At 69.7% G+C, this 17,667-nt stretch carries 17 protein-coding genes; 6 read left to right on the top strand and 11 right to left on the bottom strand.

What is annotated here, in order from left to right; all coding sequences use genetic code 11:
* Position 1 precedes the first annotated feature (1 nt).
* Positions 2–979 carry an ABC transporter substrate-binding protein gene (locus DT073_RS05580; protein WP_124292491.1) on the bottom strand — a complete coding sequence of 326 codons (978 nt, stop codon included), beginning with the start codon at positions 977–979 and terminating at the stop codon, positions 2–4.
* Positions 980–1,127: 148 nt separating this feature from the next.
* On the opposite strand from DT073_RS05580, the gene DT073_RS05575 reads away from it, so the two are divergent.
* Positions 1,128–2,063, top strand: a complete 936-nt coding sequence (locus DT073_RS05575) for a protein kinase family protein (RefSeq protein ID WP_124292490.1) — start codon at positions 1,128–1,130, stop codon at positions 2,061–2,063.
* Here DT073_RS05575 and DT073_RS05570 read toward each other — a convergent pair.
* The 6 genes from DT073_RS05570 to DT073_RS05545 are packed head-to-tail and all read right to left on the bottom strand — an operon-like array spanning position 2,060 to position 8,681.
* Entirely contained in the window at positions 2,060–3,475 is a 1,416-nt protein-coding gene (locus tag DT073_RS05570; RefSeq protein ID WP_124292489.1) for an NtaA/DmoA family FMN-dependent monooxygenase, read from the bottom strand. The two genes, DT073_RS05575 and DT073_RS05570, sit on opposite strands and share 4 nt — an antisense overlap.
* 17 nt (positions 3,476–3,492) lie before the next feature.
* A complete protein-coding gene (locus DT073_RS05565; RefSeq protein WP_124292488.1) occupies positions 3,493–4,749 on the bottom strand; it encodes an acyl-CoA dehydrogenase family protein in 1,257 nt (418 codons plus the stop codon).
* Positions 4,746–5,942 carry an acyl-CoA dehydrogenase family protein gene (locus DT073_RS05560; RefSeq protein ID WP_240638822.1) on the bottom strand — a complete coding sequence of 399 codons (1,197 nt, stop codon included), beginning with the start codon at positions 5,940–5,942 and terminating at the stop codon, positions 4,746–4,748. The genes DT073_RS05565 and DT073_RS05560 overlap by 4 nt, the downstream gene beginning before the upstream one ends.
* A 5-nt stretch (positions 5,943–5,947) precedes the next feature.
* On the bottom strand, positions 5,948–6,610 hold the full coding sequence (locus tag DT073_RS05555) for a methionine ABC transporter permease (protein WP_124292487.1): 663 nt from the start codon (positions 6,608–6,610) through the stop codon (positions 5,948–5,950).
* Complete coding sequence (locus DT073_RS05550; RefSeq protein ID WP_124292486.1) at positions 6,603–7,655, bottom strand: methionine ABC transporter ATP-binding protein; 1,053 nt, start codon at positions 7,653–7,655, stop codon at positions 6,603–6,605. Before DT073_RS05550 ends, DT073_RS05555 begins: the two co-directional genes overlap by 8 nt.
* A 30-nt stretch (positions 7,656–7,685) precedes the next feature.
* Positions 7,686–8,681, bottom strand: a complete 996-nt coding sequence (locus DT073_RS05545) for a MetQ/NlpA family ABC transporter substrate-binding protein (protein ID WP_124292485.1) — start codon at positions 8,679–8,681, stop codon at positions 7,686–7,688.
* Positions 8,682–8,855: 174 nt separating this feature from the next.
* On the opposite strand from DT073_RS05545, the gene DT073_RS05540 reads away from it, so the two are divergent.
* Positions 8,856–9,833 carry an ATP-binding cassette domain-containing protein gene (locus tag DT073_RS05540; protein ID WP_124292484.1) on the top strand — a complete coding sequence of 326 codons (978 nt, stop codon included), beginning with the start codon at positions 8,856–8,858 and terminating at the stop codon, positions 9,831–9,833.
* A complete protein-coding gene (locus DT073_RS05535) occupies positions 9,830–10,699 on the top strand; it encodes an ABC transporter permease (RefSeq protein ID WP_124292483.1) in 870 nt (289 codons plus the stop codon). Before DT073_RS05540 ends, DT073_RS05535 begins: the two co-directional genes overlap by 4 nt.
* On the opposite strand, the gene DT073_RS05530 is transcribed toward DT073_RS05535, so the two are convergent.
* Positions 10,667–11,641 carry a hypothetical protein gene (locus DT073_RS05530; RefSeq protein WP_124292482.1) on the bottom strand — a complete coding sequence of 325 codons (975 nt, stop codon included), beginning with the start codon at positions 11,639–11,641 and terminating at the stop codon, positions 10,667–10,669. The two genes, DT073_RS05535 and DT073_RS05530, sit on opposite strands and share 33 nt — an antisense overlap.
* A 60-nt stretch (positions 11,642–11,701) precedes the next feature.
* Positions 11,702–12,688, bottom strand: a complete 987-nt coding sequence (locus DT073_RS05525) for a LacI family DNA-binding transcriptional regulator (protein WP_124292481.1) — start codon at positions 12,686–12,688, stop codon at positions 11,702–11,704.
* A gap of 159 nt (positions 12,689–12,847) precedes the next feature.
* On the opposite strand from DT073_RS05525, the gene manD reads away from it, so the two are divergent.
* Together manD and DT073_RS05515 are read left to right on the top strand one after the other, a co-directional pair.
* Positions 12,848–14,086, top strand: a complete 1,239-nt coding sequence (gene manD / locus DT073_RS05520) for a D-mannonate dehydratase ManD (RefSeq protein WP_124292480.1) — start codon at positions 12,848–12,850, stop codon at positions 14,084–14,086.
* Positions 14,083–14,616, top strand: a complete 534-nt coding sequence (locus DT073_RS05515; protein ID WP_240638782.1) for a gluconokinase — start codon at positions 14,083–14,085, stop codon at positions 14,614–14,616. The genes manD and DT073_RS05515 overlap by 4 nt, the downstream gene beginning before the upstream one ends.
* A gap of 13 nt (positions 14,617–14,629) precedes the next feature.
* Here DT073_RS05515 and DT073_RS05510 read toward each other — a convergent pair whose 3' ends face one another.
* A complete protein-coding gene (locus tag DT073_RS05510; protein WP_124292479.1) occupies positions 14,630–15,325 on the bottom strand; it encodes a TMEM175 family protein in 696 nt (231 codons plus the stop codon).
* Positions 15,326–15,398: 73 nt separating this feature from the next.
* A complete protein-coding gene (locus DT073_RS05505; protein ID WP_124292478.1) occupies positions 15,399–17,108 on the bottom strand; it encodes an alpha-keto acid decarboxylase family protein in 1,710 nt (569 codons plus the stop codon).
* Positions 17,109–17,385: 277 nt separating this feature from the next.
* Here DT073_RS05505 and DT073_RS05500 point away from each other — a divergent pair, with 277 nt between their 5' ends.
* Complete coding sequence (locus tag DT073_RS05500; RefSeq protein ID WP_124292477.1) at positions 17,386–17,655, top strand: hypothetical protein; 270 nt, start codon at positions 17,386–17,388, stop codon at positions 17,653–17,655.
* The last annotated feature ends 12 nt before the right edge of the window (positions 17,656–17,667 follow it).

Raw genomic sequence — 17,667 nt, 5'->3', positions numbered from 1 at the left:
CTCAGGAGGCGGACTCGGCGGCGGCGTTGATGGTCGCCGCGTCGACGCCGATGCCCTCGACGCCGAACTCGGCGAGGATCGTGGTGTACGTGCCGTCGTCCATCAGGCTCTGCAGCGCCGCCTGGATGGCCTCGGCGAACTGCTCGTTCTCCTTGAGCACGCCGATCCCGTTCAGCGTCGCGTCGTAGCCGTTGGGGGCCGTGGGGTCCTCCACCACCATGAACGTCTCACCGTCGTTCGTCGTCTTGGCGACGAAACCGGCACTGGGCTTGGTCAGCAGCGACGCGACGGCCTTGCCGGCCGTGATCGCCAGCTGGGCATCGGAGTCCGATGGGAACTCGGCGAGCGAGATCGGGTCGAGACCCTCGGCCTCGCATTCGGCCTGCCAGACATCGGTGACCAGTTCGACCTGGCTGGTGGCGGTCTGCACGGCGACATCCTTGCCGCAGAGGTCGAGGTAGGTCTCGATGTCGTCGGGATTCCCGGCGCGGGTGAGGATGCCGGTGCCCGATGCCGAGTAGTCCACGAACGTCAGCACGTCCATACGCTCGACGCTCGAGGTCATCGCCGAGATGGTGAGGTCGTAGTTGCCGGCCTGGAGGGCGGGGATGATGCCGTCGAAGCCCTGCTGGGCGAACTCGACGTCGATGCCGAGCTTGGCGCCGATCGCCTTCCCGAGGAGGATGTCGACGCCGGTGAGCTCTTCGGAGCCCTCCTCGACGAACATCTCGAACGGGGCGTAGGGCGCGTCGGTGGCGGCGGTGACACGGCCGGCCTCGGCGATGTCATCGGGCAGGAGCGCGCGGGCGCCGTCGTCGACGGCGACCTCGATGCCGAGGATGTCCACGGGACCGGCGGCCCCGTCGGAAGAGGCGCTCTCAGAACCGGCCGCGGCTGCGCAGCCGGCCAGGAGGGCGCCGCTCGCGGCAAGCGCGGTGGCGGCGAGGATCGCGCGGTGGGGGCGGGGGAAGTGTGCCATCGGTGTGGACCTTTCTGCGGAGCGCTCATCGTCGGGCGTCGCGGTCAATCATGTAACACGCATTACAGATTGTCCAGGTTTGCGTCAGAAGTATTCCTTGATTCAGTGAGCGTGCGAAGCTGTGAGTCCTGGACGCGGAAGGAACCGAATGAGCGACGATGCGGTGGACACCCTCGCTCTCGCCCTCGGGGGGCTCGACCCCCAGGAGGTCTTGGGCGCGCAGGTCGAGAAGGTGCTCTTCTCGACGGGCAACCTGAGCCGGGTCGTCGGAGTGCGCACCGTCGAGGGTGACGAGGTCGTCGTGAAGTCACGCCCCGATTCGTCACGGCTCGAGGGTGTGCTCGGCGTACAGCGGGCGCTGCACGGTGCCGGGCAGCCGGTGCCGGAGCCGCTCGGCACCGTGCACCGGCAGAACGGTCGGGCCGTCAGCGTCGAGCGCCTCGTCCTCGGCGGCGAACACCGGGGCCCCACCGCCGGCGCCGCGTCGGACTTCGCGGCGGTGTTCCACGACCTCGTGCGGGCGGCGCCGGGCGCGGCGCAGCATCCCTCTCTCCGCCACGACCTCCCCGCCTGGGTGGACTGGGGTGACGATGCCTCGCGGCTGTGGCCGCAGCGCGACAGCCCGGGGGGCGAGATTCGCAGTCCCGGTCCGGCCGACGTCGATGACGCGGGACGCGATGCCGCCGAGGTCCTCCGCACCCTCGATCGTGAACCGGTCCTCGTCCACGCCGATTTCGAGGATCAGAACATCCGGTGGCACGGCACGCGCATCCACGTCGTCCACGACTGGGACAGTCTCGCCCCGCTTCCCGAGTGCGCAGGCGTCGGCGCCGTGGCGGCGATCTGGCCGGCCGGCGTCGTGGCGTGGTGCGCCACGATCGGGCAGGCCGCCGATTTCATCGCCGCCTATGAGCACCACCGCGGCGCGCCGTTCGATGCGGTTGAGACGAGAGCGGCGTGGGCGGCCGCGCTCTGGCATCGCGCGTTCAATGCCCGGAAGGATGCCGCGGACGGCGGCGGCACGCAGCTCGACCTCTTCCGCCGGGACGTTGCGGCGCTTCGCGCCCGCGCCGGCCTCGGCTAGGCCGAGAACCGCAGCGGCTCCCTGCTCGACCGCACCCCGGCGGCTCCGCGATACGCGGCGGCCGGATGCGGTTCGGCCAGGCGCGGCCCCTTTCCGAACAGTCGCTCGCGGAGTGTCTGAGGTTCCGCGGGCCGCTCACGGATGCGCCCGCGCCGACGAAGCTCGGGGACCACGAGCTCGACGAAATCACGCGCGGTGCCGAACGAGTGGTACTGGCGCAGGTTGATGCCGTCCACGCCGTCCTCGTCGAGCCAGCGCTCGATCTCGTCGGCCACGACGGTGGGGGTGCCGGCGACGAAGAATCGGCCCTCGCGCTGCGCAGCGAATCGGTCGAGCACGGCGCCGACTGTGGTCGCACCGTCGATCGGCCCCATCGCCTCCGGCGGCAGTCCTGCGTCGGCGAGCGCCGCCGCGATTGTCTGCTCCCGAGGGAGGCGCGGGAGATCGAGCGGCAGACTGGCGTGCGCCAGGATGCCGTCGAGACTCTGCCGCTCGCGGTAGCGGCGCCACTTGTCCGAGGCCTCCTCCTCCGTGCGCCCGACCACGACTCCCGCCTGCACGATGAACTTCACGTCATCACCCGACCGCCCGCTCGCCTCTGCCGCGACCCGCATGTCGGCGGCGTGGCGGCGGAAGTCCTCTGCGGTCCGCCCCCCGGTGAAGACGAGCTCGGCGTGCCGCCCCGCGAACGCGATCCCCGCGGGCGACTGCGTCGCCTGGTACAGCACGGGCGTGCGCTGCGGCGACGGTTCGACCAGGTGCGGCCCCGCCACACGGAAGTGCTCACCGACATGGTCGACGTAGCGCACCATCTCGGGCCGGGTGAAGACGCCGTTCTCGCGATCGGCGACGACGGCGTCGTCATCCCACGATCCCTCCCACAGCTTGTACACGACCTCGAGGAATTCGTCGGCGATCTCGTAGCGCTCGTCGTGCGGGATCTCGTCGGCGAGGCCGAAGTTGCGGGCGGCGTTCGGAAGGTAGGAGGTGACGATGTTCCACCCGACGCGCCCACCGGTGAGGTGGTCGAGCGTCGACATGCGCCTCGCGAACGAGAACGGCGGCTCGTAGCTGGTGGAGAACGTGACCCCGAAGCCGAGGTGGCGGGTGACGGCGGCCATGAGCGGGATCACCAGCAGCGGGTCGTGCGAGGGGATCTGCAGACCCTCCTTCACGGCGGTGTCGGGGCTGCCACGAAAGGTGTCGTAGGCCCCGACGACGTCGGCGAGGAACACGCCGTCGAATCCGCCCTCCTCGAGGATCTGGGCGAGTTCCGTCCAGTACCCGATCTCGCCGTGACGGTGGCGGTTGTTGTCCGGCAGCGTCCACAGCCCGTGGGTGATGTGGCTGACGGTGTTCATCTCGAACAGGTTCAGGATGAGCGGCTTCTTCTCGGCAGACGGGGAGGTCATAGGGCGATTCTTCCGGTTCAGGCTTCGCCGCTGGTCCACCAGGCGACGATCGGGGTGGTGTTGACGAGGTGGTCGCCGACGATGCGCGCCTTGTACCGCGCGGGGTTGTGGGAGGCCAGCGCGCGGGCGTTCCGCCAGTGCCGATCGAGCGCGAGCGACCCACCGAGGGCGCTGGCACCCCCCACCTCGAACAGGTCGGTCGCCGCCTTCAGCACGTTCGGGACGATGACGAGCTGCGCCTGGGCGGCGGCGAGGTCGGCGGCCGCGATCGCGGCTGCCCGGTCATCACCGTGCCGCGACGATGAGGAGGGATGCGGCGCCTCCGCCGCGCGCTGCAGAGCGGTGACCGCACGACTCAGCGCCGCGTCGGCGGCGAAGGAGGCGGCGGAGAGATCGCCGACGACCTCCTGCACGATCGGGTCGTGACGCGGTCGGTCTGCGCTGGCGTGCGAGTACGAGCGGGTGCGTTCCCGGACGAATCGCGTGGCGTCGTCGACGACGGCGCGGCCGATGCCGGTGAGGGCGGCGAGCAGCACGAGCTGCACGAAGGCGCCGGCGTGGCCGGGTGCGGCGGAACGTGCGACGACGTCGCCCTCCGCGACCCGGACGTCGTCGAAGACCGTGGACCCGCTGCCGGTCATCCGCTGCCCGAACCCGTCCCAGTCATCGACGCGCGTGAGCCCGGGGGCGTCGGTCGCGACGAGGACGCTGACCGGTTCGGGCCCGAGCCCGGTCGAGGGATCGGGCGCGGCGAGGACCCCCACCACGTCCGCGAAGAGCGTGCCCGTGCTGTAGAATTTCCGCCCGTCCAGTCGCAGCCCCCGCTCATCGCGAGACAGCGTCGTCGCATACGCGCCGACCCCCGCAGGGCCCCGCTCGAAGGTCGCATTGCCGTGGATCGCGCCCTCGGCGATCCGGGCGAGACGCACGCCCGCGGTGGTGGACGGTTCCGCGTGCAGGGTGCGGTCGACGAAGGCGAAGTGGGAGCGAAGGAGCTGAGCGAGGTTCGGGTCGCGTCGGGCGAGCTCGGTGAGCAGCTCGAAGAGGGCGTGGTGGTCGGCCCCGTCTCCCCCGAGGTCGCGCGGCAGCGTGACCCGCGTGAAGCCGGACGCCCGCAGGAGCTCCACCTCGGCGAACGGCAGGCGCCGCTCGTGCTCACGCGCGACGGCTCCGGCGCCGATCTCGTCGAACACCGCTCGGTAACGCTCGACCAGCTCCGGGGTGCTCGCGCGCGGCCCGACGTCGTCGGCCGTCAGCGGGAACGTGATCGTCATGCTCCCGGCGCCTTCCACTCGGGGAGCGTCCCCCGCAGCTCCCACTGCCCGATCGCCCGTGTGCGCTGAAGGACGGGATTGTGAGAGGCGATGGTGCGGACGTTCCGCCAGTGACGGTCGAGGGCGATGCTCACACTCACGGCAGACGCCCCGCCGACCTCGAACAGCCGCGTCGCGGCGTCGAGGATCAGCCGGGGGACGACCTCCTGCAGCCGGTACACCTCGAGCTGGAGCGCGCGGAGCCGCTCGGCACCACCCGCTCCCCGATCCTCGAGGGCGTCGCCGAGCTCGGCGGCGACCGAGAGCACGAGGCGTCGGGAGGCGGCGGCCGCCGCACCCACCTCTCCCACGACCAGCTGCACGAGCGGGTCGTCGGCGGGGAGCGTCTCGCCGGCGAAGCCGAACGTCCGCCGCCTCGGCCGGACGAACGACACGGTGTCGTCGAGCGCACGCTGCGCGATGCCGGCGATCACGGCCAGCAGGGTGAGTTGGAAGACGCTCCCGAGCGCCGCCCACCGGCGCTCGTCCTCGATCGACGGCACCACGTCGCGCGGGTCGACGGGGACGCGTTCGAAGGTGGTCGTCCCGCTGCCGGTCAGCAGCTGGCCGAAGCCGTCCCAGTCGTCGATGGGCCGGACGCCCGGGTGCGCCGCCGCCACGGTGACCGCGACGCGCTCGCCACCGTCGAGCGCGGCGAGGTGGATCCAGTCGGCGTAGATGCTCCCGGTCGTGTAGTACTTCGTGCCCGTGAGCAGCAGCTCGTCGCCGACCCGATCGAGGCGGGTCTCCAGACGCGCCGTGCTCTGCCGCTCGGACTGGGCGTTGCCGATCAGGTCGCCGTCGAGGATGCGTCGCCACCACCGGTCATCCGCTCCCCCGCCCTGCGCACGGAGATCCTCGACGAACGCGATGTGTCCGCGCCACAGGTGCCCGAGGCTCGCATCGGCGGCAGACAGACGGATGACGCGTTCGATGACCTCCGCGAAGGCGAGGTCTTCTCCCCCGTAGGCGGCGGGCACACGCAGCGCACCGAACCCGAGGCCGCGCAGCTCGGCGACCTCATCGAAGAGCAGCCGGCGGTCGCGCTCGCGGTCGACCGCACCGGCGGCCACCCGGTCGAGGAAGGCCGCGAAGCCGTCATCCCTCGGCTCTTCTTCCTGCGCTCGGGCGCTCGGAATCGCACCCGCGTCCACGGCGCTCAATGCAGCACCCGCTTCGCGACGGCATTGCCGATCAGCTGTGCGAGCTGGACCAGGACGATGAGGGTGACGACGACGATCAGCACGGTGATCCAGTCGAAACGCGCATACCCGAACTTCAGCGCCAGGTCGCCGAGTCCCCCGCCTCCGACGACGCCGGCGACGGCCGTCGCATCCACGAGCGCGACGAGGATGTAGGTGAGCCCGAGCGTGAGCGGCCCGAGCGCCTCGGGGACCACGATCGTGAAGAGCACCCGGGCGGGGCTCGCACCCATCGCCGCTCCCGCCTCGATCGATCCCGGGTCGACGGCGACGAGATTCGACTCGGCGACGCGGGCGATCGCGACGCTCGCGACGAGGACGAGCGGCAGCGTCGCGGGAAGCGGGCCGATACCGGTGCCGAACACGAATCGCGTCAGCGGAATGAGCGCGATCGCGACGATGAGGAAGGGGATCGGCCGGATGACGTTGATCACGAAATTCAGCACCCCGAAGATCACACGGTTCTGCAGCAGGTTGCCGGGTCGTGAGGCGTAGAGCAGCAGGCCGAGGAGTATCCCGATGATCGCGGCGCCGAGAAAGGCGACGGAGACCATCAGCCCTGTCTCAGCCAGCGCCTGGAAGAAGCGGGGAAGGAATGCTTCGAGGTCGAAATCACGCATAGGTGACCTCCGGGAGTCGCGCCTCGATGAGCTCCGTCACGGTGGTCACGGCACGGAGGCCGTCGAGGGCGCGGTCGATGTCGGACGGGTGACCCACGAGCTCGACGGTGAGGGTGCCGAACGTGCGGCCCTGCAGTTCGTCGACTCCGCCGTAGACGACGTTCACGTCGACCCCGTGATCACGCGCGACGCGGGAGAGAACCGTTCCCGCCCCGTCATCGTCGGCGATCCGCACCTGCACCAGCCGGCCGGGGTGACGCGCGCGCAGTCGATCGAGCGTCTCCGGCGAGGGCACGTGGCGGAGCACCGACGACACGAATCGCCGCGAGGTCGCGTTCCGGGGGGCCGAGAAGACGTCGTAGACGCTCCCCGTCTCCACCACCCGCCCGCTGTCCATGACGGCGACGCGATGGGCGATCTCTCGCACCACGTCGACCTCGTGCGTCACGAGCACGATGGTCACCCCCTGCTCTCGGTTGATCCGCGTGAGAAGCTCGAGCACCTCGCCCGTCGTCTGGGGGTCGAGGGCACTGGTCGACTCGTCGGAGATGAGGATGTCGGGACGCGTCGCCAGCGCCCGGGCGATGCCCACCCGCTGCTTCTGCCCCCCGGACAGCTGCGACGGGTAGGCGAGCGCCTTGTCGGAGAGGCCGACGAACTCGAGAAGCTCCTCGACCCTGTCGACGATCTGCTCTGCCGTGTAGCCGGCGAGCTTCAGCGGGTACGCGATGTTCTTGTACACCGTCCGCGATCGCAGCAGGTTGAACTGCTGGAAGATCATCCCGATGCCCTGCCGCGCGGCGTAGAGTTCTCGCCCGGCGAGGGCGGAGATCTCCACGCCGTCGACGAGGACGCGTCCCGACGTCGGACGCTCCAGAGCGTTGACGGTGCGCAGGAGGGTCGACTTCCCGGCGCCGGAGTAGCCGACGATTCCGAAGATCTCGCCCCGCTCGACGGTCAGGTCGACATCGCGGAGGGCGTCGATGCGGCGTCCCCTGACGGTGAACGTCTTCGAGACACCCTCGAAGGAGATGGCGGTCGTCATGGCCGTGTCCTCTCTGCGCACCGCCGGGGATCAACCCTGCGCGGCCGCGGCTTCCAGGTCGGCGAGCTTGGCGCGGAGGTCTTCGATGTCGACGTCGACCAGCACGGTGTTCCCGAAGTACTCCTCCTCCAGGGCATCGGCCACCCGGGGGTCGGCGTACGCCTCCTTGAGGATCTTCCACGCCGGGTTGTCGACGTCGTCGGCACGCGTGGCGACGACGTTGACGTACGGAAGGTTCTTCTCGTCGAGCGAGTCGTCGAGGAAGAGCGCGTCGTCGGCGCCGATCCCCTGCGACGGGTCGAAGTACGAGGTGCCGACGATGACGGCCGAGAGGCTCGGGTCTTCGAACTGGAGAGGGATGTCGCGCGCGGGAAGCGGCACGAACTGCAGATTCCGCTCGTTGGTCTCGATGTCGTCGACGGTCGGGAAGTCACCCGCGTCGGCGGTGAGCTCGATGAGCCCCGCGGACTCGAGGATGTTCAGGGCGCGACCGCCGTTCGACGGGTCGTCCGGAATCCCGATCCGCGCGCCGTCGGCGAGCGCGTCGATGTCGTCGAGGGTGGCGGAGAAGATGCCCCACTGCGTGATCACGGTCGAGAAGACAGGGGTGATGTCAGCGTCGTTCTCGGTGTTGAAGGCGCTGAGATAGAGGATGTGCTGGAACGCGTTGGCGTCCACGGTGCCGGCCACGAGCTCGGTGTTGGGGAGCACCCAGTCATCGACGTTCAGCCAGTCGACCTCGAGCCCCTTCTCGGCGGCGACCTCGGCGATGGTGTCCTGGAACACACTGTCCTCGGCGGTGGCGATGGTGACGCTCAGGTCGTCGGGGGCCGAGGACGCCTCCGCTGCGTTGGCGGTCGGCTCGGTGCTCCCGAGATTCGCAACGATCGCGACGGTGCCGGCGACGAGGCCGACGACGGCGACCGCACCGACCGCGATGGCGGCGGTGCGGCGCTTCTTCTTCTGCGCGGTGAGGGCGGTGCGAAGGTCGCTCTCGCCCGACGGGGTGGGGTTCTCTGCGGACATGATGATCGGTCTCCTGGATGCTGCGGACGTGGCCTGTGGACAGTCAGTGAACGGGCCGTCCCGGAGGCGTCGCAAAGTGTGACGTCACTGTTCGCAAGGGGGCGTCACACGGCGTCGCACAGCGTCATGTTTCCTCCCTCACGGGATGTCACACGCGAGGAGTAGCATCCGCCCATGGCATTCATCGAGGCCAGAGACCTCGTCAAGACGTATCAGCCGAAGGGCGCGCCCGAGGTGCGAGCGCTCGACGGCCTGACCCTGCAGGTGCCGGAGGGAACCGTCACCGCTCTCCTCGGTCCCAACGGCGCGGGCAAGACCACCACCGTCAAGGTGCTGACCACGCTGATCCGACCCGACTCCGGTCACGCGACGATCGGCGGCGTCGACGTTCTCGCAGACCCTCAGGCGATCCGCCGGATGAGCGGCGCGAGCGGGCAGTATGCGGCGGTGGATGAGAATCTGACCGGGTTCGAGAACCTTCTGATGGTGGGCCTGCTGTATCACCTGGGTCGGCGCCGGGCGACGCAGCGCGCCCGCGAGCTGATCGAGGTGTTCGACCTCGTGGAGGCGCAGAACCGGCCGGTGAAGGGATTCTCCGGGGGTATGCGGCGACGGATCGACCTGGCGGGCGCGCTGGTCATCAACCCACCGGTGCTGTTCCTCGACGAGCCCACGACCGGGCTCGATCCGCGCAGCAGGCTGGCGCTCTGGGATGTCATCGAGTCTCTCGTCGCCGGCGGCACGACCCTCCTGCTGACGACCCAGTATCTCGAGGAGGCCGACCGCCTGGCCGATTCGATCTCGATCATCGACACCGGGAAAGTCATCGCCGAGGGCACGGCCGATGAGCTCAAGGCATCGGTCGGCGGTCAGCGTGTGGCGGTCACCCTGGTCGATGGGGGCGACACCGATGCGGTGACCGAGATCCTCCGGCGTCGCGGCACCGGAGCCGTCGTGGCCGACGGCGAGCGCACGCTCGTCGCGCCGGTGGCCGACGGATCGGCCGCCCTCAGCGGGGTCATGGCCGACGTCGCGGCGGCGGGCATCGAGCTCCACGACGCCGGCATGCGCCGACCGACCCTCGACGACGTCTTCCTTCAGCTCACCGGCCATGCCGCCGAGGGCGCCACGGATGAGGAGGCTGCGGCATGAGCACGACAGCACAGACGAGCGGACCATCCGACGCCGCCCTCGGCACCACCCTCGAGGCCGAGCCGGGGACCGCCCTCAGCCGTTTCGTGTCGGACGGCTACGTCGCGACCTGGCGGAACATCAAGAAGATCGTTCGCGTCCCCGACATCCTGGTCTTCACCCTCATTCAGCCGATCATGTTCGTGCTGCTGTTCACGTTCGTCTTCGGCTCGTCGATCGCCGTGCCGGGCGAGAACTACACCTCGTTCCTCATGGCGGGGATCTTCGCCCAGACGATCGTGTTCGGGTCGACCTATTCCGGCTCGGCGATGGCGCAGGACCTCAAGGACGGGATCATCGACCGGTTCCGCACGCTCCCCATGAACGGGTCGGCGGTGCTGGTCGGCCGCACGGTCGGCGACCTGGTCATCAATGTGCTGTCTCTGGTGGTCATGATGGGCACCGGGTTCGTCGTGGGGTGGCGTGTGGAATCGTCGGTGCCGAGCTTCCTCGCGGGCGTCGGGCTTCTGATGCTGTTCTCGTACGCCTTCTCGTGGGTGATGGCCTTCCTCGGGCTCGTCGTGCGCAGTCCCGAGGTGATCAACAACGCCTCGTTCCTCATCCTCTTCCCGCTCACCTTCATCTCCAACGCCTTCGTGCCGAGCGAGAACCTGCCTGGGCCGCTGCGTGTGTTCGCCGAGTGGAATCCGGTGTCGGCGCTGGTGCAGGCCGCGCGGGTTCTCTTCGGCAATGTGCCGGCGGGGCAGCCCGCGGCGGATGCGTGGCCGCTGCAGCATCCCGTGATCTACGTCCTCGTATTCGCGGTCGTGATGCTCGTCGTGTTCGTGCCGCTGTCAATCAGACGCTTCGCGACCCTCAGTCGCTGAGGCGGTGGCCTGCACCGGCGCGACGTCAGCGGCGGGCCGCACCATGGCGCCGACGATGACCGCGGGGAGGAGGGGAGCAAGGATCGCGTAGCCGATGCTCGCCGATCCGAAGACCAGCGCCTGATAGGCGGCGATCGCGATGACGCCCGTCGCGAATGCGGCGGCCCCGGCGACCATCCCGACCCGCAGCGGCTGTCCGCGGAACCCGGCCGCTGAGAACACGATGACCCCGTTGGCGAGCACCGGCGCGACGAAGAGTCCCTGCACCGACCAGGTGAGACTGCCCTCCGCCGAGATCGGGGCGGAGACCGCCACGGCGAACAGAACCGAAGCCACGGCATAGCCGACGAAGGACAGACAGGCCACGACGAGCGCGCGCAGAAGTCGCTCGGCGCGCGCTGGAAGCTCTTCGACGACGGGACCGGGGTGGCGCGTGAACCACGCGACCACCACGCTGAAGAGCAGGAGCTGCACGAGCACCTCGGGAAGACCGAGCGCGTGGTACCAGAGCGGCAGGGCGCTGTAGACGACGCCCTCGATCGAGGAGGGCGCAGCCGCCGGCGTCGAGAGGATTCCGACTCCGACGAGCAGGAGCCAGAGGTGCAGCCACCCCCAGCGCGCGCTGATCACCGCACGGAAGGGCAGCAGGACCAGCGCGAAGACGACACCCCTGACCACCTGCACGAGCGGTCCGACGAACGAGGCGACCGACCCGAACTCCCGCATGTAGTCCCGGACCACCGGCTGAGCGAAGACGCTCGCGTAGTCGATCGCGAGCGCCGCGATGAGACCCACCGCGAGATAGGTCACGACGTGGGTCGCGGTGACGCGCACGATCCACAGTCCGACCCCCGATCCTCCCCGACCGACGGTCGCGGCGTGCGAATCCGGTGTTCCCGACTGCTCGATCCCTGCCATCGCCGACCCCCGATCCGACACCATCGTCGTGCGATATGGGGGCGGCCGGGAGCCGAAGGTCCCGCGCGAGGGGATCCGGTCGGCTCAGCGAAGAGAAGGATGCGTCCGCACCGGCCCGGTCGACTCCCGCACGAGCAGGTGCGTGGGGATGAGGGTGGTCCCATTGCGTGGTGCTTCGCCGTTGAGCGTGGCGATCAGCCGACTGGCTGCGAGGCGTCCCGCCTGCTTGGTGTCACCGGCGATGGTCGTGAGAGGTGGCGCGCTGAAATCGGCTCCGAAGATGTCGTCGCAGCCGACGACGCTCATGTCCTCGGGCACGCGGATGCCGCGCTGTCGTAGTCGCTGCAGAATGCCGATGGCCAGGAGGTCGTTGAAGGCCACGCATGCTGTCGCCTCGGTCACGAGCAGCGCGTCAGCGGCCGCCGCCCCTCCGGTGCGGGTGGGTGCGTACGGGCCGACCAGAACGGGGGTGAGACCCTGACCGAGAACTTGCTCCTCGAACTCCTTCCACCGCCACCTGTTCTGCCATGACCCTGGAGGACCGGCGATGAAGGCGATGGTGCGGTGCCCCAGTGCCTTCAGATGGTCGACCGCCTGCGTGAGGCCGGTGCGGATGTCGATGAGGACGCCGGGAATCTCCTCCTGCTGCCGATTGATCACCGCGAGCGGGAGGGCGTCGGCCGCCGTCGCCAGCGCCGCGGCATCCAAACGGGTCGCAGAGAGGATGACCCCGTCGACGACCTGCGACAGCTGCGCGAGGATCTCGGCCTCTGTTCGACCGGACTCGCCCGTGTCGATGAGCAGCTGCATGAAGCCGGCGATCCGAAGCTGCTCCTGGGTCGACCGGATGATGTCGAAGTAGAAGGGGTTGGTGATATCGGGGACGAGCAGCCCGACCAGGCCCTTGCGTTCGATCATGCGCGGCGCCACCGAATAACCGAGCTCGCGGGCTGCGTCCAAAATGCGTTTCCGCGTCTGCTCGTTGATGCGTCCAGGTGAGTTCAGCGCCCGCGACACCGTCGAGGCGGCGACACCTGCGCGTTCGGCGACGTCTTTCGCAGTGATGCGCACGGTTACTCACTTCTCGAGTCGATTGTTCTACCCATATTCCACATGTGGCAACGTTTGGCAATTTATTGACGCTTCGTGCCATCCGCGTTTGCATGGCGGCAGTGCAATCTGCGCCTCTGCTGCGCCCACTCTCATCCTGAGAACTGGAAGGACGCCCCCGTGCTGATCGAAAAGGCTGAGGTCATCGTGACCAGCCCCGACCGAAACTTCGTCACGCTGAAACTGACTACCGACGATGGCCTCACGGGTCTCGGCGACGCCACCCTCAATGGGCGCGAGCTCGCCGTCGTCGCCTACCTGCGCGAGCACATCGTGCCCCTGCTGATCGGAGCCGACGCCGCGCGCATCGAGGACACCTGGCAGTTCCTCTATCGCTCCGCTTACTGGCGGCGCGGACCTGTCACGATGGCCGCCATCGCATCAGTGGACATGGCGCTGTGGGACATCAAGGGCAAGGCGGCGGGGATGCCCGTGTATCAGCTGCTGGGGGGCGCGAGCCGCAACGGCCTCATGGCGTACGGGCATGCGTCGGGCAAGGAGCTGCCCGAGCTGTTCGACTCGATCCGGGCGCACCAGGAGCAGGGGTACAGGGCGATCCGTGTGCAGACGGGCGTCCCGACGCTCAAGGCGATCTACGGGATCGCCGCCCAGGGCGCCGATGTCGGCGACGCCTCCGTACGCTACGACCATGAGCCGGCTCGCCGCGGCGCGAAGCCGGTCGAAGAGGACTGGGACACCCGTGCGTACCTCACCCACCTCCCCGGCGTGTTCGAGGCGGTGCGCAACGAGTTCGGTCCCGACATCCCGCTGCTCCACGACGGACACCACCGGATGACCCCGATCCAGGCCGCGCGCCTGGGTAAGGACCTCGAGCCCTACGACCTCTTCTGGCTCGAGGACTGCACACCGGCGGAGAACCAGGAGGCGCTGCGTCTGGTGCGACAGCACACGACCACGCCGCTGGCGATCGGTGAGATCTTCAACACGATCTGGGACTTCAAAGACATCATCCGCGACCAGCTCATCGACTACGTCCGCGGAGCGGTGACCCACATGGGTGGCATCACGGCGTTGAAGAAGACGTTGGAGTACGCCGCGATGTATCAGATCAAGTCTGGCATGCACGGCCCCACCGACATCTCCCCCGTCGGCATGGCCGCGGCCATGCATCTGGGTCTCGCGATCCACAACTTCGGCATCCAGGAGTACATGCGGCACGGCGCCAAGACCGATCAGGTGTTCGAGCAGTCGTTCACCTGGACGGACGGATACCTGCACCCCGGCGATCAGCCCGGACTCGGCGTGGAACTCAACGTCGACGAAGCGGGCAAGTACCCTTACGAGCAGGCATACCTGCCCTACAACCGATTGCTCGACGGGACGGTGCACGACTGGTGACCGACGCCCTTCACTCCCCCGTCGTCGTCATGGGCGTCTCGGGCGCCGGGAAGACGACCGTCGGGATCGCCCTCGCCGCAGCGCTCAACGTCCCCTTCGTCGACGCCGACGACCTGCACTCCGACGAGGCGCGGGAGAAGATGGCGCGGGGCGAGCCGCTCACCGACGACGACCGGTGGCCGTGGCTCGCGCGCGTCGCCGCGCGGCTGGCCGACGCCGACCAGCCGGCCACGGTCATCGCCTGCTCGGCGCTCAAGCGTGTCTACCGCGATGCCCTGCGCGCCCAGCGACCCGACGTCGCCTTCATCCACCTCATCGGCACCCGTGGCCGGGTCGCGGAGCGGCTGAGCCACCGGGCGGGGCATTTCATGCCGCCGGCGCTCCTGGAGTCGCAGCTGCAGACCCTCGAGCCGCTTCAGGCCGATGAGCGCGGCGCCGCCGTGTCGGTCGAGGGCGATCCCGGCGAGGTCACCCGCGACGCGATCGCCGCGCTGCGGCGTCTGTCGGTGGCGCAGACGCCGACCCTGTGACTCGCCGCGCTCATCAGCGCCGGTCGGGCGCCGATGCCGCGTCGACGAGCCCGAGCGCTCGCGCACAGAGTGTGTGCAGCGGGCCGACGAGGATCATGAGGAAGAGCGCCGAATAGCCGATCTCGGGAAGCGCGATACCGATCACGAGTGCGACGACGAACATCCCGGTCGTCAACAGGTCGGCGAGCAGCCCCCGCCGCATGCCGATCTCAGGGATGCGATGGAGCTCGGGGTGGGCCCGCAGGTAGAGGCGGGCGCCTGCGAGGGTGAGGCACGTCAGCGCCATCGTGCCGATGTAGACGACGAGCTGCAGGGCGTCTCGACGGGTCTGCCCCGTGAGGGCGGTGGCGACGGGGAGCCACGCGATCGTCAGCATCCACGCCACCGTGATCCACAGCAACGGGTCGGTCACATGCTCGACGAGGGCGAACAGGCGGTGGTGACTCATCCAGAAGGTGGCGATCAGCACGAAGCTCAGCGCGAAGAGCGTGATCGAGTCCAGGTTCGCGCCGATCCAGTCAGCCGTGGACTGCCCCTCTTCTGACGCATCGCCGATCGTGTTGATCAGGGGCAGGATCAGCAGCGTCATCGCGATGGCGACGACGGCGTCGGTGAAGGCCTTCAGCCGCTCCGCAGAGACGGGAACGCGCGGGCGTCTCGCGGCGGACTTCGTCGGGCCCGCACTCTCGTGCGTCTCTTTCCCGGCCATCGCCGCCTCCCCTGGTCGCTCCGCCGCCAGTCTGCCGTGGCGAGGGGCGGTGCCCGCGACCCCACGCGATCGATCAGCTCTTCGGCCGGTTCGCGGCCGCCGCCGCGGCCGCGATCGTCCGGAGCACCGGTGGCACGTCCTGCGGCGGCACGACCGCCTGGATCAGCGTCAGCGACGAGGACTCGCGCGCCTCGGAGAGCGCGGCCCGCAACCCCGCCGCCGTGGCGACACGGATGCCGCTCGCCGACCCTGTGGCATCCATCGCCCTCATCAGCATCACCCAGTCCCACCTGCCGATGTCGTTGTAGGCGGCGTTCGGACCGTGGATGACACGCTCGACCGTGTACCCGGCGTTGTCGACGACGACCACCACGGCGGGGATGCCGCGACGCAGGAGGGTGCCGAGCTCCGCGACGGTCATCTGGGCGGCGCCGTCGCCGATGAGGAGCACGGGGCGTCGATCGGGGGCGGCGAGCGCCGCCCCCAGGACGGCGGGCAGGGTGTATCCGATCGAGGCCCAGAGAGGCTGACCGACGAAGGTGACCCCGCCCGGCAGCCGATGATCGGCCATGCCGTAGAACGAGGTGCCCTGATCGGCGAAGACGATATCGCCGGGTCGGAGGAAGTCGGCGACCTCACGCCACAGGGCGTCCTGACCGAGAGGGCTGTCTGCTTCGTCCGCGGCCGCTGCGCCGGGTGCCGTCGGGGCCGTCGCCACTGCGCGCCCGCCCGCGCCCGTCTCGATGAGGACCTCGGCCACGATGTCCAGCGCGTCGGTCATCGCCAGCGGCGAGAAGAGGCGGCCGTCCCACGAGACCGCCTCGCCGCCGATCTCGACTGCGCGTGCGGGGTCGATGCGCTGCGAGAAGAAGCCGCTGGTCAGGTCGGTGAACTGCACACCGGCCATGACGAGCAGATCGGCGTCCTCGACGGCGGTGCGCACGTGCTCGTCACTGGAGGCCCCCAGGTAGGAGCCGAGGTAGGCGGGCGCCGATTCGTCGACGACGCGACGCCCCCACAGGAGCGTCGCGTGCGGCACACCGAGGGCGGTCACCCGGTGGAGGTGCTGCTCGGCTCCGAGTCGGGAGACGAGGATGTCGGCGAGGAGCGTCACGGTCGACGCCTGCGTCATCCGCTCGATCAGGCGGGCACGGAAGTCCGCCGCCACGCCGGCGTCGGTGACCCCGGGATGCTCCGGGAGCGACCCCGCCGGAGGAGAGGCGGGTGCCGCCGCGACGTCGGCCGGCAGCACGAGGTAGCCGGGGAGGCGACGATCTCGGGCCTCGGTGATCACACGATCGATCTCGTCGGCGTATCCACGCGCGGTGACCGTGGCGTGGGCTGCCGCGACCTCCGCCGTCATGCGTGCGAAGTGGCCGAAGTCGCCGTCGCCGAGCGTGTGATGCGTCGCGCGCCCCGCCGCCTGGGTGGCCGTCGTCGGCGCCCCCACCACGTGCACGACCGGGACGTGCTCGGCGCGGCTGCCCGCGAGGGCCGCGATCGCGGACAGCTCGCCGACGCCGAAGGTGGTGCAGAGCGCCCCCAGCCCGTGCAGTCGTGCGTAGCCGTCGGCGGCGCACCCGGCGCCCAGTTCGTTCGCGCAACCCACCCACTCGACGTCGGGGTGGGCCTGCACGTGATCGAGGAACGACAGGGTGAAGTCGCCGGGAACGCCGAAGAGGTGCCGGATGCCGGCGCCTGCGAGCCGGTCGAGGAGGTAGTCGCCCACGGTGTAGCCGGTGACGGGAGGAAGCGTCGCCGGCTCCGGTCCCACCTGTGTCATCGTCATCTCCCCCGTTCGCCGACCTCAGGACCCCTGCCTGGCGCCGCCGCCCTCACGCTAGCGGCGATCGCCGATGCCGCGCCTCGGCCGTCCCGATCGGCGGCGGTCCCGAACTCCTGCAGAACGGGCCGGCGGTCGGTGATGCGCCCCCCGAATCCTCGGATCTCGCCCGAGATGGAGGAGTCAGGGACGCGGCAGCCACGGCGCTCCGCTCACGGTTCCCCCTCGAGATCGCGGCCTCGGCGCATCGGCGGCCCGGCTCTGACAGTATCGAGGCATGTCGAACGCCGCCGCACGCACCCGCAACCCCACCGCCTGGGCCGCCTTCTGGGTCGGGCTCGCCGGCCTCGTCCTCATGCCGATCCCGCTGTTCATCGGACTCATCCTCGGCGGGGGTCTGTCTCTCGTCGCGGCCGTCCTGGTCGTGATCGCCCTGCTGAAGGGCCTGGCACGCAGCGGCAAGGGCATCGCCCCGGTGGTCTTCGCGGCGATCTTCGTCCTGCTCACGTGGGGCGGCATCTCCATCGGCGGCGGCACCATCTGGTGACCCGCCTCTCCT

The organism is Microbacterium sp. ABRD28, assembly GCF_003850245.1.
In the GTDB taxonomy this organism is placed as follows: Bacteria; Actinomycetota; Actinomycetes; order Actinomycetales; family Microbacteriaceae; genus Microbacterium.
Note: the sequence above shows the minus strand (reverse complement) of the source record. Positions and strands in the feature narration are given on the sequence as shown.